The following is a 23342-nucleotide window of genomic DNA, read 5'->3' on the forward strand; positions in this document are numbered from 1 at the left end:
CGCCCAGCCAACCGAGCCAGCTCCGCGGTCTGGTGGTTTGGTTTCGCGGCCGGAGTCCTCAAGACTGGCGGTTGCCGGGCGGCGCGTTCCGTCTCCCGTGTCGCCGACCTTGCGACAACCAAGGGTTTCCGGGCAGCGCAGGGCGGCGTCTTACCCGTGTTGGCATCGATCGTTGCCGAACCGTGCTGTCGAAGCTAGGGCGCCGGCTCACTCGCCACGTCCAGGTGGGTTGTTATTGATTAAGTGTGGTTACCGTGTGGTGATGGTAACGGTGACACTTGAGGAAGTGTGTCGCTTTCGGGTGCGCTTGGGTCACCGTTCTGTGGTTGAGGTTACGGCAAATTATTTCGACATATGCTCTATGGCCTTTGATGTTGTTCTCTTTGTGTGCGGGGGGCGTGATCCGCCTTTTCTGCCGTGAGATGGAATCATGCCAGGCCGGCGTCGTGTACCAGTAGGGCGATTTGTACTCGGTTGTTGAGGCTGAGTTTGGTGAGCAGCCGTGAGACGTGTGCCTTGACGGTTGCGACTGACATGAACAGGTCGGCGGAGATTTCCGCGTTCGACTTGCCCTGGGCGACGGCCAGGGCAACGTCCAACTCGCGGGTGCTCAGACGGTCCAGCCGTTGGCCGGCTTGGCCGCGGTCGGGTTGTGGGGTGGCGGTGACGTGGGTGATGAGCTGCCGGGTGACGCTCGGGGACAGGGTGGCCTCGCCGGCCGCGACGCGTAGGACGGCGGCGCGGATCTGTGCGGGTGGGGTGTCCTTGAGCAGGAAACCGGCGGCGCCGGCTCGGAGGGCGCGCAGCACGAACTCGTCGGCGTCGAACGTGGTCAGGACCAGCACCTCGGGGGCGTCCGGCCGGCGGCGCAGGGTTTCGGTGGCGGTCAGGCCGTCGATGCCGGGCATTCGGATGTCCATCAGCACGACGTCGGGACGGTGTGCGGCGACCGCGGACGGGACCTCGCCGCCGTCGCTCGCCTCGCCCACGACGCGTACGTCGTCGGCGCCGCTGAGGATCATGGACAGGCCGGCCCGGACCAGCGGGTCGTCGTCGACGATCAGGACTCGGACCGCGCTCATGATTCCTCCCAGGGGAGCCACGCCTCAAGGCGGAAGTCGCCGGCGGCGGGACCGTGGCTGAGGCGGCCGCCGGCCAGCGTGGCGCGTTCAGTGAGGCCGACCAGGCCCACGCCCGTACCGGGAATGGGTCTTGATGGAACCGCGAGTGGCAGCGGGTTGGCCACCTCGATGGTGAGGCCGGCGCCGGAGGCGCCGCCGAGGCGGACCCGGACGATCGCGCCGGGTACGTGCTTGCGCGCGTTGGTCAGGCCTTCCTGGACGATCCGGTACGCCGTGCGGCCGATGCCGGCCGGCACCTCCCCCAGGTCGACGGCGACGTCGAGGGTCACCTTGTCGCCGGCCGCCCGGGCCTCCTCGACCAGGTCGGGCAGCGCGCTCAACGTCGGCTGCGGCCGCTCCGGGCCGGGGTCGGCGCCGGGCTGGCCGGTGCGCAGCACGCCGATCACCGCACGGAGGTCCTGCAGCGCCTGGTGGGCGGTCGACCGGACCACCGAGGCCGCCCCGGCGATCTCCTCCGGCGGGGCGTCCGGGCGGAACTCCAGCGCACCGGCGTGCAGGCTGAGCAGGGAGATCCGGTGGGCGAGGACGTCGTGCATCTCGCGGGCGATGCGGGTGCGTTCGAGCACGCGGGCCTGCTCGACGCGCAGGCGCTGCTCGGCCTCGGCCCGGGCGGCCCGGTCGCGCCAGGAGACGACCAGCTCGCGGCGGGCGCGGACGACCATGCCCCACAGCGCGATGATCACGACGATGGCGATGCCCCAGCCGAGCGTCTCCCACAGGCCGGTCTCCTGGTCGGGCCGGGCCAGCGCGAAGATCACATTGGTCAGGACGGTGCCGGTCGCATAGGCCGCCAGCACCACGAAGCGGCAGTGCACGGCGACCGTGAGCAGAACGATGAACATGGTGAAGGCACCGGCGACGCTGAACGCGGACAGCACCAGGCAGTAGATCGCCAGGGGGAGCAGGAAGCGGCGGCGCCACCACAGCCCGATCCCGGCGATGCCGCTGAGCACGCCGTCGGCCACGATCAGCCAGTGCGGGGTCGGGTGCCACTCCTGGACCAGGGTCGGATCGGGCCCGAGCAGATCCAGGGTGGCCAGCACGGTGAAGCCGAAGCCGATCACGAAGCAGAGGCTGTCGATCACCCAGTCGCGGGTGGACCGCCGGGCCGGCGCGTCCGGCTCGGCGGACAGCGCGGCCGGCAACAGCCAGCTGAATGCGACGTGACCCATGCGCCGAACTCTACGAGCGGCCGGGCCGCCCCCGATACCGACCAAAGTTGGTATCGAGGTTCATACCAAGGTTAGTGGTCAGCGACCGAAGACCGAAGCGACGATCGGGTCCCGACATCGAAGCTGGGAAACATGATTGCGGTCGAGAACCTCACCAAACGGTACGGCGACCAGCGCGCCGTCGACGACGTGTCGTTCACGTGCGAACCCGGCACGGTCACCGGCTTCCTCGGTCCGAACGGCGCCGGGAAGTCCACCACGCTGCGGATGATCTGCGGCCTGACCCCGCCCACGGCCGGCTCGGCCACCGTGGCCGGGCTGCCCTACCGGCGGCTCGGCAACCCGGGCCGCCACGTCGGCGTGCTGCTCGACGCGTCGGCCCAGCACGCCGGCCGCACCGGCCGGGAGACGCTGGCCCTGGCCGCCCTGACCATGGGTCTGGACACCGCCCGCGTGCCGGAGAGGCTGGCCAAGGTCGGTCTGGACGCCGCCGCCGCGAAACGCCGGGTGCGGGCCTACTCGCTGGGCATGCGGCAGCGGCTCGGTCTGGCCTACGCGATGCTCGGCGACCCGGCCGTGCTGATCCTGGACGAGCCGGCGAACGGGTTGGACCCGGAGGGCATCTTCTGGATGCGCGGGCTGCTGCGGGAGTTCGCCGATCGGGGCGGCACGGTGCTGCTCTCCTCGCACCTGCTGCGCGAGGTGGAGGCGGTCGCCGACCGGCTGGTCATGATCGGCGGCGGCCGGATTCTCACCCAGGGCGACAAGAACGAGCTGCTCAGCGTCGCCGGCACGGTGGTGCGCCCGGCCGATCCGGCCGAGTTCGACGCCGTGCTCAAGCGGCTGGATCTGGCCGGCACCCGCTCGGCCGACGGCACGATCCTGGTGCCGGCCGAGCCGGAGACGGTGGCCCGCGCGGCCGCCGCGGCCGGGGTGGTGCTGCTGGAGGTCCGGCCGGCCGGCGCCGGCGGCCTGGAGGAGATGTTCCTGCGTCTGACCAGCACCGGAGGCAACCGATGACGACCACCACGATGACGAGGACGTCGCTGCCCTTCTCCCGGCTGACCTGGGTGGAGCTGCGGAAACTGGCCGACACCCGGGCCGGGTTCTGGCTGCTGCTGGTGATCGGCCTGGCCACGGCCGGCACCTCGGCGATCATCCTGGGCTGGTCCGAGGACTCGGAGATGACGTTCCAGGGGTTCTTCTCGTTCGGGCTGCTGCCGTCCGCGGTGCTGCTGCCCGTGCTGGGCGTGCTCTCGGTGACCAGCGAGTGGTCGCAGCGCACCGCGCTCTCCACGTTCACGCTGGTCCCGGCGCGGGGCCGGGTGCTGGTCGCCAAGATCGGGGCCGGTGCGCTCATCGCGATTGCCGCGACCGTGGCGACCGCCCTGCTCAGTGCCGTCGCCAACGTGATCGGCCGGGGCATCGGGGGCGACGGTTCCTGGCACGTCGACGGCTCGCTGGTCTGGCAGGGCCTGCTGCTCGAGGTCATCTTCGTGCTGATGGGGGTCGGGTTCGGCGCGCTGCTGCAGAACACGCCGCTGGCGATCGTGCTCTACTTCGCGCTGCCGATGGTCTGGTCGCTGCTCGGCAGCATGATCAAGGGCTTGCACCAGGCCTCGGAGTGGCTGGACATCAACGTGACCACGACGCCGCTGTCCGAGATCGGCATGACCTCGGGCGAGTATGCCCGGCTGGGTGTCTCGGTCGCGGTGTGGGTGCTGCTGCCGCTGGCCGCGGGGGCGGTCCGGGTGTTGCGCCGCGAAGTGTCGTGATTCGCCGGGGCGCCGGGCTGTCCGGCGCCCCGGCAATCGTCCGTCCTTTCCGTACCTTCGGCGGGGCCACGACCAGGGATGTCATCCTGGGTGACGGTCCAAAAGACGGCTGCTGGCAGGCCGGGCGGATGGTTCATGATCGACTGCGCGTGTTGAGGTCATTCGCACCTTTAGGCAGGTAACGTCCGCTTCGTGAATCGCACCGGTCTTGCCAGCTTCGCTGCACTCGTGGTAATGATCCCACTCGTCACCAGCCCGGCCCAGGCGCGGCAGCAGCGGCCGCCCGCGCCCGGCGCCGAGGGACACGCCGGGGTTCTGCCGGTGGACGACAGCCGGGAGCTCACCCGTACCCACCTGGATCTTGATGGAAAAGCGCTGCCGCCGGCGCGTTATCGGCCGCAACCGACCGCCCGCCGCGCGCCGGCGGCGACGCCGCCGGTCGGCACCACGCGCAGCTGGGTCGGCCTGGACGACACCGACGACGACCTCTACCGCAAGGATTACACGCTGCGGGCGGTCGGCCGGCACATCGAGGTGTGGGTCGCGAAGGACATCGCCTTCCCGGCCGACGACTGCCGGAAGAACGCCACCGAGGTGACCGACGCGCAGGTGGCCGACCTGGTCAGCCAGTTCGACGACAACATCTATCCCAAGGAGACGGCGGCGTTCAGCACCCCGCCGGACCGCTCGGGGGCCAGCCCGGGGATGGACGGCGACTTCAGCGGCGACGGCGACAAGACCGTCACGCTCGTCGACAACGTCCGCGACGACAATTACTACCACTTCCCGGAGCGGCCGACCTACATCGCGGGGTTCTTCTCCGCGCAGCTCAACGAGCTGTTCGACCGCAACGTGATGACCATCGATGCCTATGACTGGCTGCACCGGACCGGCGCCAATCCGAAGAACGCGGCGACCGACGACCTGTGCACCAGTCGTCCGGCCCGCCCGCGGATGTACGAGGGCACGTTCGCCCACGAGTGGCAGCACCTGCTCGAGTACTACACCGATCCGAACGAGTCGGACTGGCTCAACGAGGGCATGTCCGATTACGCACAGTCCCTGGTCGGCTACGTCGATGCCCGGCTCGGCGTGCACCACATGGGCTTCGACAGCCACATCGCCTGCTACCAGGGCTTCGGCAACGTCAAGACGACCTGGAACGCCAACCCGCGCCAGTGCGGCGGCCCGCAGAACTCGCTGAACATGTGGGACGAGGGCGATCCGAACGAGGTGCTGGCCGATTACGGCATCACCTATCAGCTGATGATCTACCTGCGTGACCGCTTCGGCCCGAAGATCATCTCGGAGCTGCACCGGGACGGGAAACATCAGTCGCTCGACGCACTGCAGACCGCCCTCCCGGCCGGGACCAAGGTCACCGACGTGCTGCACGACTTCCAGGTGATGACGCTGGTCGACAAGGAGGTCGGCGAGCCCGGCGGCCGAATCCTCGGCGTGCCGCGTGACCGGGTCGTCGCCGACGGGCTGCGCTCCACGATCAACCTTTCGAACCCGGCGGCGTACGACCGGGCGGGCGCGGCACCCAACGGGGCCGACTTCGTCCGGTTGCCGCGGGGCGTACTGAAATCGGTCACGTTCAACGGCTCCCGGACGCTGACACCCAAGGCTCTGGCCTGGAAGCTGGACTCCGGAATGCTCTTCTCGGGCAACGCGTCGGACACCGACGAGACGGCGGCGCGGCAGGTCGAGGTGCCGGCGGACGATCCCGTGCTGCGGTTCACGACGAGCTACGGCATGGAGAAGGACTTCGATTTCGGGTACGTGACGATTTCGGACGACGGCGGGCGCACCTACGACGTCGTGGCCGGGGACAACACGGTCAAGGGTCCGGCCGGGCCCGGACTGACCGGGCAGGTCGCGGACGTCAAACAGAATTACGACCTGAAGGCGTACGCGGGCAAGAAGGTTCTGCTCGGGTTCCGCTATGTCACCGACGCGGCGGTCAATCTCGGCGGATGGCACGTGGAGAACGTCTCGATCGGCGCGAACAAGATTCCGGCGGACACTCTGGACGGCTGGAAATCGCCGACCGAATGGCATCCGGTGGCCGTTCGCGGATGGCACGTCTCGCTCGTGGGGCTGGGTCGGCTGCGGGCCGCCGTGGTGCCGATCGAGCAGGCCAGGGCCCTGAATGGGTATCCCAAGGTGGTCGCGATCGTGGCCCAGGACGACCCGACCGGGACGATCGAGCAATACGCGCCGTACACACTGACGGTGAACGGGGTGGTGCAGCCGGGCGGTGGCCAGGATTCGGCCCGGATCGCGCCTGCGGCGCAGAAGAAACAAAATCATTAAAGGCTTGTTTGCGTACGGATTGAGCACCGTCCCACATCCAAAAAAACTGCCCGCCGCGCATCTCGCGTGGCGGGCAGTTCCGTTTCCTGGCGCCCCGCGTGCCGCTTGAGCTCGCGCGAGCCCGCCGTCGCGGCTCGATTTCGGCCCACCACCGACATTGACACTGTCATCGTGACAGTGTCAGAATCGTGGGCATGTGGACGATGGAGGAGCTGATCGACCGGGTGCGCGCCGCGCTCACGGCGGAGTACTCCGGCGCGCCCAACGGCCGGGTCCGCGACCTGCCGGACCGGCGGTCCATCCGGTGGTATTCGACGATCGGCCTGGTCGACCGTCCGCTCGGCACGCGTGGCCGCAACGCTCTCTACGGCCCCCGGCATCTCCTGCAGCTCGTGGCGATCAAGCGGCTGCAGGCGGCCGGGCGGACCCTCGCGGAGATCCAGGCCGAGCTCGGCGGCGCGTCGGAGGAGGCGCTGACCGACCTCGCGCGCGTGCCGTCCGACCTGCTCCGGGTGGATCCGGAGTCCGCTCCCCCGGCTCCGGCGGCACGACCGCCGTTCTGGAAGGCTCCCCCGGCCCCGCCCACCGACTGGGTCTTTCCCGACCCCGCGCCCGACCTCTCGGCGAGCCTGGCACCACCCACGTTCCACCGCACGCCGGACGTGCCTGCGCCCCCGGCCGATCCCGGCGTCCTACCCGCGGACGGGCTGCTCACCGGGGTTCCGCTCGGCGCCGGCGTGGTCCTGCTGGTCCCCGGCTCACTGCACCTCGACGTCACCGACCGGGCCGAGCTCGCCGCCGCGGCCCGCCCCCTGCTCGACCTGCTCGCATCCCGTGGGCTGCACCGATAGGAGAGATCAGTGATCATCTACGTCAATCCGATGGGCCCGGGTGAGCTGGAGCGACTGCCGCGTCTGCCGGAGGCCGGGTTCGGCTCGATGCGCACCGGTTCGGGCAACCTGCCGCTCGACCGGCTGGACGTGTCGGCCGCGATCAACGGGCTGGTCGCCCGCACCGAGGTGACCGCCGAGTTCGTCAACACGCACGACACCGCGCTGGAGGCGACCTATGTCTTCCCCCTGCCCGACCGGGCCGCGGTCACCGGCCTGACCATGACCGCCGACGACCGCACGGTCACGGCCGAGCTGCAGGAGCGTGGAGCGGCCCGGGAGCAGTACGACACTGCCATCGCCGCCGGGCAGCGGGCGTCGATCGCCGAGGAGGAACGGCCCGACGTCTTCACCATGCGGGCCGGCAACATCCTGCCCGGCGAGCGGGTCGTGGTGCGGCTGTCGCTGGTCGGCCCGCTGCCCTATGAGGACGGCGCCGCCACCTTCCGGTTCCCGCTGGTGGTCGCCCCGCGGTACATCCCGGGTGCGCTGCTGCCCGGCCCGTCGGCCGGTGACGGACAGGCCCCCGACACGGACGCCGTGCCGGACGCGTCCCGGATCTCCCCGCCGGTGCTGCTGCCCGGCTTCCCCAACCCGCTGCGGCTCTCCGTCGGCGTGACGATCGACCCGGCCGGGCTGGAGCTCGGCGAGGTCCGGTCCAGCCTGCACACCGTCTCCGACCAGGACGGGACACTGCGCATCCAGCCGGGCGAGCGGGCCGATCGGGACTTCGTGCTCCGGCTGGCCTACGCGCCGGGCGGACAGACCGCGGTGGCGGTGCCCGACGACGAGGGCGGCGAGGGGACGTACCAGTTGGTGGTCCTTCCGCCGGAGACGGCCGCGCCGCCGCGCCCGAAGGATGTAGTCCTGCTGCTCGACCGTTCCGGCAGCATGGGCGGCTGGAAGATGGTGGCCGCCCGGCGCGCCGCCGCCCGGGTCATCGACACGCTGACCACGGCCGACCGGTTCGCCGTGCTGACCTTCGATCACCAGATCGAGCGGCCCGACGGGCTGGAGTCCGGGCTGAGCGAGGCCACCGACCGCAACCGGTATCGCGCAGTCGAGCACCTGGCCCGCGCCGACGCCCGCGGCGGGACGGAACTGCTGTCGCCGCTGACCGCCGGGCTCGGCCTGCTCGCCGACAGCACCGGACGTGACCGCGTGCTGGTGCTGGTCACCGACGGGCAGGTGGGCAACGAGGACCAGATCGTCCACGAGGTCACCCCGCTCATCGGCGCCACCCGGCTGCACACCATCGGCATCGACCGCGCGGTCAACGCCGGCTTCCTGGGGCGGCTGGCCGCGCTCGGCGCCGGGCGGGCCGAACTGGTGGAGAGCGAGGACCGGCTGGACGAGGCGATGGAGCACATCCACCGCCGGATCGGCGCCCCGCTCGTCACCGGCCTGACCATCACCGGGGAGGGATTCGCGCCGCTGGACGGGACGCGCAGCCCGCGACGGCTGCCGGGGCTCTACCCGGGCGTGCCGCTGGTGATCACCGGGCGGTATTCGGGCGCGGCCACCGGCAGCCTCACGGTCACCGGCCGAACCCGCGAGGGCGAGGAGTTCCGCACCTCGGTCGAGGTACGGGAACTGGCCGAGACGGCGATCGTCAAGCAGTGGGCGCGGGCGCGACTGCGGGACCTCGAGGATGCGTACGCGGCCGGCGACGTCGGACTCGAACCGCAGATCGTCGACACGTCACTGCGGTTCGGCGTGCTGTGCCGGTTCACGGCCTACGTGGCGGTCGACGAGCGCGTGGTGAACGAGGGCGGCCAGGTCAAGAAGGTCACCCAGCCGGTCGAGATGCCGTCCGGCTGGGAACCGCCGGCTGTGCCGATGGCGGCCGGGATCGTGCTGGCCTCGGCGGCGTCCCCGTTCCCGGGGGCCCCCGCGGCGGCCCGGCCGGCGATGTTCCCGCCGGTCCCGCCGGCACCGGGCAGCCCGCCGCCCGCGCCGAGCTTCGCCCCGGCCGGGGGTGCCGAGATGCGGAAGCGAAGTGCCACCTTCAGCGCCCAGGCCGACATGGACGGCAGCGCGCCGCCGCCCGCCCTTCCGCGCACGGCCGGACCGCAGTTCGTGGCCGGGGGCGGCGTTGGCGCCCGGGGCTTCGGCCGATCCGCTCGGACGTTGGGAGGCGACGGCGGGGTTGCGCTCGACGACGTGCGGGCGCTGGCCACGGTCGAGGCCGGACGGTTGCGTGACGCCGCCGACCGGCCCGACTACGAGCGCCGTGACCTGCTGGAGGATCTGGCCAGCCGGCTCACCGTTCTGCTGACACCGTTGACCGGCGACGAGTTCGCGGCGCTGCACGACCTGGTCACGCTCTTGGCGGGGGAGGCTGCGCTCGACGAGAAGTGGGCCGCCGCTCTCCAGGTCCTGACCGACTTCGGCGCGGCGACGACGACGACGCCGCCCAAGCCGGCTTCGCGGGCTTTCTGGAAGCGCTGACCTCAGGCCGGGCCGCTCGTCGCCACGGGCGGTCCGGATCAGCGTGACGCTCTGGCCGGGCCAGGCCGGGTTTCCGGGCCTGACCGCGCCGGGCTTCTGGGCCGAGCCGGCTTTCTCACCTCGCTGGGCCGGGCCGGGCTGGCTTCCTCGCCGGGCCGGGCCGGCCTGGCCCGAGCGGGGCCGGGCCGGGGCTGGGCCGGGGCTGGGCCGGGGCTGGGCTGGGGCTGGGCTGGGGCTGGGCTGGCTTTCGGGCCCGGGTTCGGAGTTGGGATGGGCGGGCGGCGGGCGGAATGCCACAAGAAAGTGAGAGGGATAACCGACAGGGCGGCGAGCGGGGTTGCGGGTGCGGAGTGCCTGGTCGGGGCCGGGGCTGCGCCGCCCGGACGGGGTAGGGGGCAGTCCGGCCGGGGGCCGGGTCGGCCGAACGGACCCCGCGCGGAAAGACAAGGGCCGGTAAGTTGGTGCATCGACTGCCGACCAGGGGGTGTCACTGTCCGTGGACGACGAGGATTTCGGTAACGACCGAGACCCGTTGCTGGTGCGTCCGTTCCTCGCGCAGGACGACGCTCCCGAGGGGCACAGCCACACCACCTCCGAGGCGACCTGGCCGTCCGGGGCCGCGTCGGATTCCGCTACTCAGGTGCTGCCGGTGTTCTCCGGCGCGGCCGAGGCAGAGTCGGCGCCGCGGCGGCGGAAACGGCGAATGCTGCTGGTGGCCGGGCTCGGGGCGGTCGTGGTCATCGTGCTGGCCGCCGCGGGCTACTCCGCGCTGCGGCCCGACTTCGCGCCGTCGCTCTCCGCGGATCTGCCCGGGCCGTCCTTCCCGGTCGTGACCGGGCCGGTGAGCGCATCACCGTCGGCCGCGCCCGGCGCCCCGGACACGACGAGCGGCGGCGACGACAACAGCGGCTCGGGCAACGCCGGTGGCACCTCGGGCCGGACCGAGGCCACGACCACGCCGAAGAACACCGCTTCCTTCAAGACGGTCACGCCCGCGTCGGTCGCGCCGAGCGCGGTCGCGTCCGAGCCGGCGAACGCGCCGGCCCTGGCCCCGTCCCCGCCCAAGGTCGGCACCGGCGCGCTGGTCAGCGGCAACGGTCTGTGCCTGGACCTGCCGAACGCGATTCCGTTCGACGACAACGTGATCCAGGTCTTCGACTGCAACCGGACCGTCGCGCAGGTGTGGACGCTCGCCGACGACGGCACGCTGCGGGTGATGGGCAAGTGCGCGCTGCTGGTCGGCGACAACACCGTCCACCTGACCGGCTGCGACCACCGGACCACGGCCCAGTGGCGGGTCGGCGACGGCCAGTCCCTGGTCAACGCGGCCAACAACCAGTGCCTGACCGACCCGTCCGACGGCGCCCGCCCCGGCACCCGGGTCATGGTCGTCAAGTGCACCGGCCGCTCCAACCAGAACTGGTCGATGAAGTAGCAGCAGCGCCGGCGTCAGCCGTGCATCGTTGCGCCCTTGAGGATCTTGTCGATGGCGTTCTTCGGTCCGTGCACGGCGAGGCCGACCAGGTCCAGTTCGGCGGTGGGCACGGCCCGGACGGCGGCCCGGTTCGCCGCGTCGTGGCCGGTCGAGAAGAGGTCCGAGGTGAAGATCGACATGTGTACGCCGCGGCTCAGCGCCCGCCCGTGCGCCGCGGTCAGCAGTTCTTTGCCGCCCTCGAACACCAGGACGGGCTGACGGAACATCGGCAGGTACTCGACGTCGCCGCCGTCGACGTAGGTCTCGCCGAGCGCCTCCGGTTCGGCGCTCGCCAGCCCGGAGACCAGGAAGGCGGTGACGTTCAGGCGCTGCCAGACGAGCAGGTCGTCCCGGAGCAGGACGGCGATCTTGGTGGTGAATGCGGTCATGGCACCATCGTCGACCGCCTATGACCTGCGGGTCTTGTACGATTTTGACGTGCCGCCGGGTCCGTCGATCCACGCGTGGCGACCCCCGCTGGACGGTGTCGTCGAGGTGTTGCACGCCCGGTTCGGGGCGCACGCCTACCCGATGCACGCGCATGACGCGTGGACATTGCTGCTTGTCGACGACGGCGCGGTCCGCTACGACCTGGATCGTCATGAGCGCGGCGCGTTCGGCGAGTTGGTGACGCTGTTGCCGCCCAAGGTGCCGCACAACGGGACCGCCGCGAACCGGCACGGTTTCCGCAAACGCGTCCTCTACCTGGAGCCGGCCCAGCTCCCGGACCGTCTGATCGGCGCCTCGGTGGACGCTCCCGCGCTGATCGATCCCGGCCTGCACCGCATGATCTCCACGGTGCACCGGCTGCTCCGCTCCCCCGGCGACGAGCCCGCCGCGGACGACCTGCTGGCGGTCTCCTTGGAGCGCCTCCGGGTCCGCCTGGCCGCGCATCCGGTCCCACCGCCGGACTCGTCCGCCGCCCGGACCCTCCGCGACCTGCTCGAATCCCATCTGGTTGCGGGCATTTCCCTGGCTGCGGCGTCGGCCGAACTTCATTTCGCCCCGGCCCATCTGGTCCGCAGTTTCCGTCGCGAATACGGCATGACCCCGCACCAGTACGTCATCTCCCGCCGCGTCGACCTCGCCCGCCGCCTGATCGTTTCCGGCCATTCACTGCCGTCGGTCGCCGTGCAAAGCGGCTTCTACGACCAGCCTCATCTGATCCGCCACTTCAAACGCATTCTCGGCACGACCCCCAAATACTTCCAAAACCCTCGATTCGTCGCGGAAGAGTAGAGAAACCCAAAGTTGCAAGAAACCTGGAGCCGGCTCGGCACGGCTCAGGCCCGGTGGGCCACCGTCCCGGCGACCACGGTCAGGGGCACCGGCGACTCCGCGAACTCGTCCGGATCTGCCGCCAACGGATCCAGCCCGAACACGGAGAGGTCGGCCCGGAACCCCACGGCGATCCGCCCGGAGTCGGCGAGGCCCGCGGCCGCCGCGGCCTGCGTCGTGTATCCCTCCAGCGCCATCCGCGCGGTCAGAGCCTGTCCGGGCAGGATCGGCGAGGTCCCCGGCGCCCCGGCCGGGCGCCGCAGCCGGGCGGCGGCCAGGATTCCGCGCGGGTCGAACGGCGCGATCGGCCAGTCCGATCCGAGGGCCAGCCGTGCACCTCGTTCCCGCAGGTCACGGGCCCGGAAGGCCCGATCCGCCCGGATCTTCCCCAGCCGGCGGGACCAGTTGTCGCTGTGGTCGGCCCGCGTGTAGTGGGTGCAGTGGGTCGGCTGCATGCTCGCGGTCACGTTCAGTTCGGCGAACCGTCCGATCAGGTCGCACGGCATCGTCTCCAGGTGTTCGATGCGGTGCGGCACCCGCATCCGGGGCAGCCGGGCGAAGGTGTCCAGCACGTACCGGATTCCCGCGTCCCCGATCGCGTGCGTCACGATCGGCACGCCACGCTCGGCCAGGTAGCCGGCCGCCTTGGCGTATTCCGCCGGGTCGGGCCAGAAGCAGGCCGTCGACTCGCCGTGGGTGTCGGGTTCGTCCAGCCAGGCCGTCCCGCCGTCCACGGTTCCGTCGATCATGAATTTGGCGCCTTCGACCCGCCACCGCCGTCCGCGCAGTCCCTGTTTCTCCGCGACGTGGTCGAGCGAGCCGCCCGGCATCACGAACGGCGCGCAGCGCCACCGCACCGGCAGTTCCCCGTCGGCTTCCAGGGCGCGGAACAGCTGGAGGGAGTCCTCCTCGAAGTCCATCGCGTTGGCGCCGGTCAGCCCGCTCGCCGCCATGCGCGCCAGCAGGTCCCGCAGCCGTTCGACCCGGTCGGCGAACGCGTCGCCGGGCAGGATCCCGCGCACCAGTTCGACCGCTTCGAGTTCGAGCAGATGCCCGGTCGGCTGCCCGTCGCGGTCGCAGACCACGCTCGCGCCGGAGCCGAACTCCCGCGGTCCGGTGATCCCGGCCAGTTCCAGCGCACGGGGACTGACCAGCGCGGAGTGCGCGTCGAACAGGCGCAGGAAGACCGGCACGCCCGCTCCGACGGCCTCGACCAGCGGCGCGAACGTGACCGGCGCCCCTTCGAACGCGTTCGGGTCGAGCCCCCACCCTTCGAGCCATCCGGTCCCCCGGGCCGCTTTCAGGACCGAGATCAATTCCTTGCGCGTACGAACGGTGGACAGATCCACCCCACGGGTCATCCCGATCCCCATCACGGGATGGGCGTGACCGTCCACGAGTCCGGGCGTGATCGTGGCCGCACCCAGGTCGAGCACTTCGGTCCCGGGCCCGCGCCACGTCCGGGCGTCGGCCCGGTCGCCGATCGCGGTGATCCGCCCACCGGCGACGGCCAGCGCGGTCGGCCGCGGACCGGGGGCCATGGTGTGGATCCGGTCCGCCATCAGGATCAGGTCGGCAGCGGCGGTCATGGACGAACACCCCTTACTGACAGTGGCCATGTAATTACTTCTCCCATGGCTACCGTCAGCGGCACAGTCGGGTTCAGTCCTGCGAGTGCCGACCTGGCACGGAACGCGAATAATGCCCGCGGCGGCGGGAAACTAGCTGGTGGGGATCATCCACGACAGGATCGGGGTTGCCTGCAAGGTCACCAGCACGCACATGAGGAGCAGCAGGATCGCGCTCCAGAGCACCACCTTGCGGAAGATGTCGCCCTCCCGGCCGGCCATGCCGACCGCCCCGGCCGCGATCGCCAGGTTCTGCGGGCTGATCATCTTGCCGAGCACGCCGCCGGACGAGTTCGCGGCTGCCAGCAGCACCGGGTCCAGGCCGGCCTTGGCCGCGGTCTGCACCTGCAGCGCCCCGAACAGCGCGTTGGCCGAGGTGTCGGAGCCGGTCACGGCGACGCCGATCCAGCCGAGGATCGAGGACAGGAAGACGAACACACTGCCGGCGGTGGCCAGGAACGCGCCGAGCGTGTTGGTCTGCCCGGACTGGTTGAGCACGTAGGCCAGCGCGAGCACGGCCATCACGGTCACGATGGGTTGCCGCAGCTCGGCGTAGGTCCGCCCGTAGGCCCGCACCGCCGCGCCGGGCCGCACCCGCAGCACGAACGCGGTGAGCACGCCCGCGATGACCATCAGCGTGCCGGCCGCCGGCAGCCACCCGAACGTGAAGTTCGTCGAGGACAGCGGCTTGCCGTTGGCCCCGAGCACGTCGAGGCCCGGCCACTTGAAGACGACCGTCCACGGTTCGTGCGCGAGCGCGTCCTTGATCGGGCCGAGGTTCGCGATCGCAAAGATGACAATAATTATCAGGTACGGAGCGTAGGCCCGAGCAACCTCAGCCGGCGCGTCCCGCCGCACGGCCGCCCGAACACTCCCGCCCGGGGTGGACAAATCGTCCGAAACAGGCGAAGCATCGGGCGAGGACGGAATGGCCGGCGAGGCCGGAGCAGCCGGCGAGGGCGAGGCAGCCGAAGAAGCCGGAGCAGCCAAAGGCCGATCGGCCTCACCGGCGGAAGACGAGCCGCTCGACGCGAGATCCGGACTCTCCACCGGCTGCCAGACCCGCAGCAGCAGAACCACGGCCGCGGCCGCCGCCAGCGAGGCGATGATGTCGGTCAACGGCACCGAGATGTAGTTGGAGGCCAGGAACTGTGCCACCCCGAACACGAATCCGGCCACCACCGCCGCCGGCCACGTCTGCCGCACCCCGCGACGCCCGTCCACCACCGCTACCAGCACGAGTGGCACGACCACGGCCAGGATCGGCGTCTGCCGCCCGACCATGGCACCGAGCGTGTCCGCGTTGAGCCGCGGGTCGCTGCCGGCCCCGGCCGCCACCGTCCCCAGTGTCGTGATCGGCGTGGCCAGGGCCCCGAACGCCACCGGCGCCGTGTTCGCGATCAACGCCACCGAGGCGGCCCGGATCGGCGGGAACCCGAGCGCCATCAGCATGACGACGGTGACGGCGACCGGCGTACCGAATCCGGCCAGGGCTTCGAGGAGTGCCCCGAAGCAGAACGCCACGATGATCGCCTGGATCCGCATGTCCGGGCTGACCCGTTCCATCGACCGGCGCAGAACGTCGAAATGGCCGCTGACCACGGTCAGGTTGTAGACCCAGATGGCGTTGATGACGATCCACAGGATCGGGAAGAAGCCGAACGCCGCGCCCTCGGAGGCGGACAGCAGCGCCTGCCCGACCGGCATCGAGTACACGGTGATCGCCACGATCAGGGCCACCAGCAGGGAGATCACGCCGGCCAGCCAGGCCCGGACGCGGAACACCCCGAGCAGCAGGAACAGGGTGAGCAGGGAGAGAACGGCGAAGATCGCCGAGACCGCCACGGAATCCGCGACGGGGTCGGTCACGATGTGAAACTGCTCCGCAAGAACCTGATCCGCCATGACAGCCATCCAGGATCGTCGATCAGCTTCCCCGCAATCTAATCGCAAACTCCCCGTAAAGAAACAGCCGGCGCGGCGTCGGACCCACGCGGGCGCGAAGTGGCGCGGAAGGCCCGGAAGGCGCGGAAGGCGCGGAAGGCGCGAAGTGGCACGGAAGGCGCGAAGTGGCGCGGAGGGCACGGCGCGCGGGGGCGCCGCGCGGCGAAGCCGGTTACGCCCCGACCGAAGCGGCCCGTTCGGCGTCGGCCAAAATTTCCCGGGCGCCCTGGCGCATCAGCGAGACCGCCACCGCGGTGCCGAGCAGAACCGGGTCCCGCTCCCACTCGTGCGCATCGGCCACCGTCTTGCCGTCCGGCGAGATCACGCGCGCCCGCAGCCCGATGCGCCCGTCCGGTTCGGTCCGGGCCAGCGCCGCGATCGGCGAGTGGCAGGAGCCCTGCAGGATGTGCAGCATGGTGCGTTCGGCGGTCGTCTCGGCCCAGGCCCGCGGGTCGCCGAGGCTCGCGGCCAGGTCCCGCACCGCGCTGTCGTCCTCCCGGCACTGCAGGACGAGGGTTCCGGCGCCGACCGCGGGCACCATGGTGTCGACGTCGAGCGGGTGGGTCATCCGGGCGGTCTCGCCGATCCGTTCCAAGCCGGAGACGGCCAGGAGCAGCGCGTCGTAACCGCCATCGTCGAGTTTCGCGAGCCGCCGGTTGGCGTTGCCGCGGATGGGCCGGATCGCCAGGTGCGGCCAGTGCAGGCCGATCTGGGCGATGCGGCGGACGGCCGACGTGCCGACGACGGTCCCGGCCGGCGCCTGGTCGATCGGGATGCCGGCCGGGTGGATCCACGCGTCCCGGACGTCGTCGCGGCCCAGGTAGGCGGCCATCACCGTGCCGGCCGGGGCGGGCCGGTCGCCGGGCACGTCCTTCACGCAGTGCACGACCAGGTCGACCTCGCCGGCGAGCAGGGCCGCGTCGACCTCTTTGGTGAAGGCGCCCTTGCCGCCGAGCTGGGACAGGTCGCCCTGCCAGCGGTCGCCGCTCGTCGTCATCGACCGCACCTCGACCCGGATCTCCGGGTGCCGTTCGGCCAGCATGGCCTGGACTCGGTCGACCTGGGCGAGCGCCATCGGGGAGTTGCGGGTGCCGATGCGCACCGCACGCGATTCGGGCATACGGGCAGGGTACGCCCGTCACGCCCGGGCTCTTCGCCTGCCCGTCCTGTTGATCACCGGGTAGATCGCCGCCCCGAGCAGGACCACGATCGCGCCGGACAGCACCGACGGCCCCGGCAGGGAGGCGGCCAGGACCAGGCAGCCGATCAGCCCGGCGATCGGGACGACCCGGGAGAACGTCAGGGCGGCGGCGTTGGCGATGGCGTAGTACAGCAGCACGCCGAACGACGAGAACCCGATGGCGCCACGCAGGTCGACGGCCGCGACCAGGCCGATCACGATCAGGCCGACGGTCAGCTCGGCGATGTGCGGAACGCGGTGCTCGGGGTGGATCGCCGAGAGCCGCCGGGGCAGGAAACCGTCGCGGGCCATGGCCAGCACGGTCCGCGAGACGCCGAGGATCAGGGCGAGCAGCGCGCCGAGGGCGGCCAGGGCGGCGGCGACGCGCACGACCGGGACGAGCCAGCCCGCGCCGGCCGCGTCCGCCGCGGCGGCGATCGGCGCCGGCGAGACGGCCAGACCGCCGGCTCCGAGGGACTTCAGCAAGGCAAAACACACGATGGTGTACGTGACCAGCACCGCACCGAGCGCAATCACGACCGCGCGCGGAATCGTCCGCGCCGGGTCGCGCACCTCCTCCCCCAGGGTGGCGATCCGCGCATACCCCGCGAAAGCGAAGAACAGCAGCCCGGCCCCCTGCAGCACGCCCCGCGCGGTCGCGTCGGCGGCCACCGGCCCGGCGACGGGTTGCCCGCCGTGCACGAGGACGGCCACGACCACGGCGAGCAGCACGGCCAGGACGACGGCCACGATCACCCGGGTCAGCCCGGCCGACCGCTGCACGCCGCGCCAGTTCAGCCCGGTCAGCGCGAGCACCGCCCCGATCCCGGCCACCCGCTCCTGACCGGGGGCGGCGTACGCCGCGAAGGTCATCGCCATCGCCGCGCAGGACGCGGTCTTGCCGACCACGAACGTCCAGCCGGCCAGGTAACCCCAGAACGGGCCGAGCCTCTCCCGCCCGTACACATACGTGCCGCCGCTCTCCGGGTGCCGGGCGGCCAGGCGGGCCGAGGAGGTGGCATTGCAGTACGCCACCAGGGCGGCGAGCCCCAGCGCGACCGGCAGCCACCGGCCCGCGGCCTGCGCGGCCGGCCCGAACGCGGCGAACACCCCGGCCCCGAGCATCGCCCCGAGCCCGACGGTCACCGCGTCGGTCGTTCCCAGTCGTCGCCGCAGCGTCGTCTCCACACCGGGAACCTAGCCAGCGGGTGTGACAGTTCCTAATGAACTTCGCGTAGCGCCGCCCAGATCCGGTCGGCCGTGAACGGGATCTCGGTGAGCCGCACCCCGATGGCGTCGCGCAGGGCGTTGGCCAGGGCCGGAGAGACCGGGTTGTACGGGCTCTCGCTCATCGACTTCGCGCCCAGCGGCCCGATCGCGTCGGTGGTGTCGGCGAAGTGGACCTCGGTGAACGGCGTGTCCGCGTACGTCGGAAGGTGGTATTGCCGGAACGTGGTCGTGGTCACCTTCCCGGTCGCGTCCAGGTCGACGTGCTCGGACAGGGTCGCGCCGAGCGCCTGCGCCACCCCGCCCTCGATCTGCCCGCGCAGTTGCAGCGGGTTCATCACGGTGCCCGCGTCGGCGCTGTGCACGCTGCGCAGGATCCGCAGCTCACCGGTGGCCGGGTCGACCGCGACGCGGAACCACTGGGCGTTGAAGGCGACGGACCGCGGCGTACCGTCGAAGTGTCCTTGTCCGATCTTGCCGCCGGAGGCGAGGAGCGCCCGGGCCGCCCGCAGAACGGCCTGACCGGCCACGACGACGCCGGTGGAGGCGAATGCCCCGGTGTCGTGCCGCACGACGTCGGTGTCCGACTGGCGGATAATGATCTTCCCCGGGGTGGTTCCGAGCTCGTCCGCCGCGATCTGCGCGTGCACGGTCGTGCTGCCGTTGCCGAACTCGGCCGTCCCCACCGAGAGCTCGTAGAACCCGTCGTCCAGGGCCCGGATCGTCGCGTCGGCGAAGTGCCCGCCGGGCGGCCCGGCCGCGATCATCGCGATCGCCATCCCCTCACCGACCAGCCACCCCGCGGGCGCCTCGTCGGTGGTGTCGCGGCAGGCCCGCATCCGCTCCAGGCACTGGTCCAGGCCGTACGAGGCAATGCCCAGATCTTCGACATGATCACCGGGGGCGGTCAGGTCGTCGCCGTCGCGCACGACGTTGAGCTCCCGGAACGTCACCGGGTCCATCCCGATCAGGCGGGCCAGTTCGTCCAGCGCGGACTCGACGGCGAAGGTGACCTGCCCGAGCCCGTAGCCCCGGAACGCCCCGGCCGGCACGGTGTTGGTGTAGACCGTGTGCGCGTCGGTGCGCATGTTGGCGCATTTGTACACGGCCACCGACTCGTGGCAGCCGTGGAACATCACCGAGGGCCCGTGGTTCCCGTACGCCCCGGTGTTGTTGAGAACCTGCAGCTGAAGCGCGGTGAGCGTGCCGTCGCGCCGGGCGCCGACCTTGACCGTGACGACGAACGGATGCCGGGTGGTGGCGCCGTAGAACTGCTCGGACCGGGTGAACTCCCACTTCACCGGCCGTCCGGTGCGCAGCACGGCGAGCGCGACGAGGTCCTCGGTGAGCATCTCCTGCTTGCCGCCGAACCCGCCACCGACGCGGCCGGCCAGCACGCGCACCCGGTCCAGGGGCAGGTCGTAGAGGGACGCGACGGCCCGGCGGGTCAGGAACGGCGTCTGCGTGCTGGACCGGATGACCAGGCGCCCGTCGTCGTCGAGCCAGCCCACCGACCCGTGCGTCTCCAGCGCGGCGTGCTGCACGCGGGCGGTCCGGAACGTCGCTTCGTACACCTCGTCGGCCTCGGCCAGGCCGGCCTCCAGGTCGCCGAGCGACGCGTGCAGTTCGCCGACCACGTTGCCGTCCAGCTTGTCGCCGTGCACCAGGGGCGCGTCCGGGGCGAGGGCGGCGACCGGGTCGATCACCGCGGGCAGCGGCTCGTACTCGACGTGCAGCAGGCGGCAGGCTTCTTCGGCGGCCGCCTCGGTGGAGGCGATGACCGCGGCGACACGCTGGCCGATGAACCGGACGACGTCGTCGAGCACCCGGGTGTCGGCCGGGTCCTCGGCCACGTTCTCGTGCTGGGCGGTCGAGAAGAGCCGGTCCGGCGAGTCCTTGTGGGTCAGGATCAGCTCGACGCCGGGCACCTTGGACGCCTCGGCGGTGTCGACCGAGACGATCCGCGCGTGGGCGTGCGGCGAGCGCAGCACCTTGAGGTGCAGCAGGCCGGGCACGTCGAGGTCGAACGTGTACCGCGCGGTCCCGGTCACGACCTGCGGACCGGCCGGGGCGCCGAGCGCCGAACCGACCGCGGGACCCGATGTGCGCACGTTGCACTTGCCGGCGACGGCGTCACCGACCGCGCGGTATCCGGTGCACCGGCACAGGTTGCCCTTCAACGATCGGGGCAGGTCGGAGCGCTGCTCGTCGGTGAGCGCGGCGGTCGTCATGATCAGACCGGCCGTACAGAATCCGCATTGGAATCCCTGGGCCTCCAGGAACGCCTTCTGCACCGGGTGCGGCGCGTCCGGGGTTCCGAGGCCCTCGATCGTGGTCACCGACCGCCCCTCGGCGCGGAACGCCGGATAGACGCAGGAGTGCACCGGTTCGCCGTCGACGTGCACCGTGCACGCCCCGCAGTCACCCGCGTCGCACCCTTTCTTGACGCCGAAGCAACCCTCTTCGCGCAGGTAGGTCCGCAGGCACTGACCGGGCCGGGGAGCGCGCTCATGGGCCGTTCCGTTGATCTCCACGCTCATGCGCTCAGCTCCGTCCTGATCTCCTCGGCGTAATGCCCGGTCACATGCTGTCGCCAGGCCGGCTGCCCGTGGACGTCATCGGTATAGGCGTCGAACGGGATGGCCGCCAGGGTCTCCTTCAGCTCCGACGCCGACGGCACCCCGTCGAAACGGAAAACCCAGGGTCGGCGGGTGGCCGCGGTCACGGTCAGCCGCAGGCCGCCGTCGCTTTCCAGAAGACCGATCAGCAGTACGGCGGAACGCCCGTACCGATGCAGGGATCCGCGCCGGAAGGCCGTCCGCGCCGTGAGCGCGCCGGCCGGCAGGAAGATCGACCGCAGCAGCTCACCCTTGCGCAGAACCGTCTGCCCGTCCCCGGTCACGAAGTCGGCCACCGGCACCTGCCGCTCGCCCGCCCCGGAGAGCAGCGTGCACACCCCGCCGAGCCCGGCCCCCAGCGAGATCATCGGCCCGGCCGGCAGCGCCGCGCACAGATTCCCGCCGACCGTCGCGACGTTCCAGATCTTGAACGACGCCAGGAACGAGTGGCAGCACTGCCCGACGATCTCGTGCTCCTTCAGGCGCGCGAAGAGCGTCGCGACCGTGCACGTCGCCGCGATCTCCACGCCGCCGTCACGCACGGTCAGCGCGGGCCACCCGGCCGAGGGCAGGTCGAGCAGCCGGGAGATCGACGGGCGGGGCTCTCCGAAGAGCGCCGTTCCACCGCCCAGCCAGGCATCCCCGGGCCGCCACATGCCGGGCGCGGCCGGGCTGATCACTTCGGCAACCGTGTGCAGATCCACGTTCGTACGCTACGCGCCGTGTGTTTCGGATCTCGGCCTTCTTCCCGTGCGGAAAGAGCCGGGACCTTCCGCGTGTCCCGGTCGGGACCTTTGGCCCTGATCGGCGCGTATCCGCTGGTCAAGGCTCAGGGGGACGTTGCGGAAAGGACCTCAGGTGGATTCGCTCGACCTCTCGCGGTGGCAATTCGGCATCACCACCGTGTACCACTTCATCTTCGTTCCGATAACGATCGGACTTTCGGCCCTCGTCGCCGGTCTGCAGACCGCCTGGGTCCGGACCGGCCGGGAGCACTACCTCCGGGCCACCAAGTTCTGGGGCAAGCTCTTCCTGATCAACTTCGCGATCGGGGTCGTCACCGGCATCGTGCAGGAGTTCCAGTTCGGGATGAACTGGTCGAACTACTCGCGGTTCGTCGGTGACATCTTCGGTGCCCCGCTCGCCATGGAGGGCCTGCTCGCGTTCTTCCTGGAGTCCACGTTCCTGGGCCTGTGGATCTTCGGCTGGGATCGGCTGCCGAAGAAGCTGCACCTGGCCACGATCTGGACCGCGTCGATCGGCACGATGCTGTCGGCCTACTTCATCCTGGCCGCCAACTCCTGGATGCAGCATCCGGTCGGCTGGCGGATGGGCGACGGCCGGGCCGAGCTGACCAGCATCGGCGCGGTGCTGACCCAGAAGACGACGCTGGTCACGGTCCCGCACACGCTGACCGCCTGTTTCCTGACCGCCGGCGCGCTGCTCCTGGCCGTCTCCGCCTGGCATCTGCGCAAGGGCCACCAGGAGGAGGTGTTCCGGCCGTCGCTGCGGCTGGGCGCCTGGGTGGTGCTGATCGCCGGGCTGGGCGTGCTGATCACCGGGGACGTGCAGGCCCGGGTGATGACCGAGCAGCAGCCGATGAAGATGGCCGCCGCCGAGGCGCTCTACACGACGACGGATGCGGCGTCGTTCTCGGTCTTCACCATCGGCTCGCTCGACGGCAAGCAGGAGGTCTGGAGCGTACGGATCCCGTCGCTGCTCTCCTTCATGGCCACCGGCGACCCGTCCGGCCGGGTCGAGGGCATCAACGACGTGCAGGCCGCGTCCGAGCAGAAGTACGGCGCGGGCGACTACACCCCGATCGTCCCGGTCACCTACTGGTCGTTCCGCCTGATGATCGGCTTCGGCGGGCTGGCGATGCTGGTCGCGCTGGCCGCCCTCTGGTTCAACCGTGGTGAACGCCGGGCCAAGGGCCGCTGGCTGTGGATCGCCGGCGTCTCCACCGTCGCGATGCCGCTGCTGGCCAACTCGTTCGGCTGGATCTTCACCGAGATGGGCCGCCAGCCGTGGACCGTGTTCGGCCTGTTCAAGACGGCCGAGTCCGGATCACCGTCGGTCTCCACGAGCGAGGCCGCGACCGGACTGATCGTGCTGACCGTGCTCTACGGCGTCCTCGCCGTCATCGAGGTCGGCCTGTTCCTGAAATACGCCCGCTCCGGCGCCCCGGAGATCCCGGCCGAGTCCGAGGCCGAGGACCGGCCGCTCGCGTTCGCCTACTGAGGA

General features: G+C 71.1%; 17 protein-coding genes. 8 read left to right on the forward strand and 9 right to left on the reverse strand.

Features of this window, described 5'->3' with window-relative positions; genetic code table 11:
* Positions 1-428: 428 nt before the first annotated feature.
* Positions 429-1082 (reverse strand): response regulator, encoded by a 654-nt coding sequence (locus tag ACSHV8_RS27185; RefSeq protein ID WP_436519987.1) that lies wholly within the window; start codon positions 1080-1082, stop codon positions 429-431.
* Complete coding sequence (locus ACSHV8_RS27190; protein ID WP_436519989.1) at positions 1079-2314, reverse strand: sensor histidine kinase; 1236 nt, start codon at positions 2312-2314, stop codon at positions 1079-1081. The genes ACSHV8_RS27185 and ACSHV8_RS27190 overlap by 4 nt, the downstream gene beginning before the upstream one ends.
* Before the next feature lie 132 nt (positions 2315-2446).
* On the opposite strand from ACSHV8_RS27190, the gene ACSHV8_RS27195 reads away from it, so the two are divergent.
* The 6 genes from ACSHV8_RS27195 to ACSHV8_RS27220 all read left to right on the forward strand — a co-directional run bounded on the left by ACSHV8_RS27195 (position 2447) and on the right by ACSHV8_RS27220 (position 11184).
* On the forward strand, positions 2447-3334 hold the full coding sequence (locus ACSHV8_RS27195) for an ABC transporter ATP-binding protein (protein WP_436519991.1): 888 nt from the start codon (positions 2447-2449) through the stop codon (positions 3332-3334).
* The gene (locus tag ACSHV8_RS27200; RefSeq protein ID WP_436519993.1) at positions 3331-4089 is read left to right on the forward strand and encodes an ABC transporter permease; all 759 of its coding nucleotides are present in this window, start codon (positions 3331-3333) and stop codon (positions 4087-4089) included. The genes ACSHV8_RS27195 and ACSHV8_RS27200 overlap by 4 nt, the downstream gene beginning before the upstream one ends.
* 234 nt (positions 4090-4323) lie before the next feature.
* On the forward strand, positions 4324-6408 hold the full coding sequence (locus tag ACSHV8_RS27205; RefSeq protein ID WP_436519995.1) for a peptidase M6 immune inhibitor A: 2085 nt from the start codon (positions 4324-4326) through the stop codon (positions 6406-6408).
* A 194-nt stretch (positions 6409-6602) separates the two neighbouring features.
* The gene (locus tag ACSHV8_RS27210) at positions 6603-7259 is read left to right on the forward strand and encodes a MerR family transcriptional regulator (RefSeq protein ID WP_436519997.1); all 657 of its coding nucleotides are present in this window, start codon (positions 6603-6605) and stop codon (positions 7257-7259) included.
* A 9-nt stretch (positions 7260-7268) separates the two neighbouring features.
* Positions 7269-9749, forward strand: a complete 2481-nt coding sequence (locus ACSHV8_RS27215) for a VIT domain-containing protein (protein ID WP_436519999.1) — start codon at positions 7269-7271, stop codon at positions 9747-9749.
* A 496-nt stretch (positions 9750-10245) separates the two neighbouring features.
* Positions 10246-11184 (forward strand): ricin-type beta-trefoil lectin domain protein, encoded by a 939-nt coding sequence (locus ACSHV8_RS27220; RefSeq protein ID WP_436520001.1) that lies wholly within the window; start codon positions 10246-10248, stop codon positions 11182-11184.
* A 14-nt stretch (positions 11185-11198) separates the two neighbouring features.
* Here ACSHV8_RS27220 and ACSHV8_RS27225 read toward each other — a convergent pair whose 3' ends face one another.
* Entirely contained in the window at positions 11199-11612 is a 414-nt protein-coding gene (locus ACSHV8_RS27225) for a DUF2000 family protein (protein WP_436520003.1), read from the reverse strand.
* On the opposite strand from ACSHV8_RS27225, the gene ACSHV8_RS27230 reads away from it, so the two are divergent.
* Entirely contained in the window at positions 11611-12462 is an 852-nt protein-coding gene (locus ACSHV8_RS27230; RefSeq protein WP_436520005.1) for an AraC family transcriptional regulator, read from the forward strand. The two genes, ACSHV8_RS27225 and ACSHV8_RS27230, sit on opposite strands and share 2 nt — an antisense overlap.
* A 44-nt stretch (positions 12463-12506) precedes the next feature.
* Here ACSHV8_RS27230 and ACSHV8_RS27235 read toward each other — a convergent pair whose 3' ends face one another.
* The 6 genes from ACSHV8_RS27235 to ACSHV8_RS27260 all read right to left on the reverse strand — a co-directional run bounded on the left by ACSHV8_RS27235 (position 12507) and on the right by ACSHV8_RS27260 (position 21802).
* Entirely contained in the window at positions 12507-14090 is a 1584-nt protein-coding gene (locus ACSHV8_RS27235; protein WP_436520007.1) for an amidohydrolase, read from the reverse strand.
* A 132-nt stretch (positions 14091-14222) separates the two neighbouring features.
* A complete protein-coding gene (locus ACSHV8_RS27240) occupies positions 14223-16034 on the reverse strand; it encodes an L-lactate permease (RefSeq protein WP_436536920.1) in 1812 nt (603 codons plus the stop codon).
* 211 nt (positions 16035-16245) lie between these two features.
* Positions 16246-17193 (reverse strand): hydroxymethylbilane synthase, encoded by a 948-nt coding sequence (gene hemC, locus ACSHV8_RS27245; RefSeq protein WP_436520009.1) that lies wholly within the window; start codon positions 17191-17193, stop codon positions 16246-16248.
* Positions 17194-17211: 18 nt separating this feature from the next.
* The gene (locus tag ACSHV8_RS27250; RefSeq protein WP_436520011.1) at positions 17212-18441 is read right to left on the reverse strand and encodes an APC family permease; all 1230 of its coding nucleotides are present in this window, start codon (positions 18439-18441) and stop codon (positions 17212-17214) included.
* A gap of 32 nt (positions 18442-18473) precedes the next feature.
* Positions 18474-21020, reverse strand: coding sequence for a molybdopterin-dependent oxidoreductase (locus ACSHV8_RS27255; protein WP_436520013.1), 2547 nt, complete (start codon positions 21018-21020; stop codon positions 18474-18476).
* A complete protein-coding gene (locus ACSHV8_RS27260; RefSeq protein ID WP_436520015.1) occupies positions 21017-21802 on the reverse strand; it encodes an FAD binding domain-containing protein in 786 nt (261 codons plus the stop codon). The genes ACSHV8_RS27255 and ACSHV8_RS27260 overlap by 4 nt, the downstream gene beginning before the upstream one ends.
* A gap of 154 nt (positions 21803-21956) precedes the next feature.
* Here ACSHV8_RS27260 and ACSHV8_RS27265 point away from each other — a divergent pair, with 154 nt between their 5' ends.
* Positions 21957-23339: a cytochrome ubiquinol oxidase subunit I gene (locus tag ACSHV8_RS27265; protein WP_436520017.1), complete on the forward strand. Its 1383-nt coding sequence runs from the start codon at positions 21957-21959 to the stop codon at positions 23337-23339.
* The last annotated feature ends 3 nt before the right edge of the window (positions 23340-23342 follow it).

The organism is Actinoplanes sp. HUAS TT8 (assembly GCF_051380535.1).
GTDB lineage: Bacteria > Actinomycetota > Actinomycetes > Mycobacteriales > Micromonosporaceae > Actinoplanes.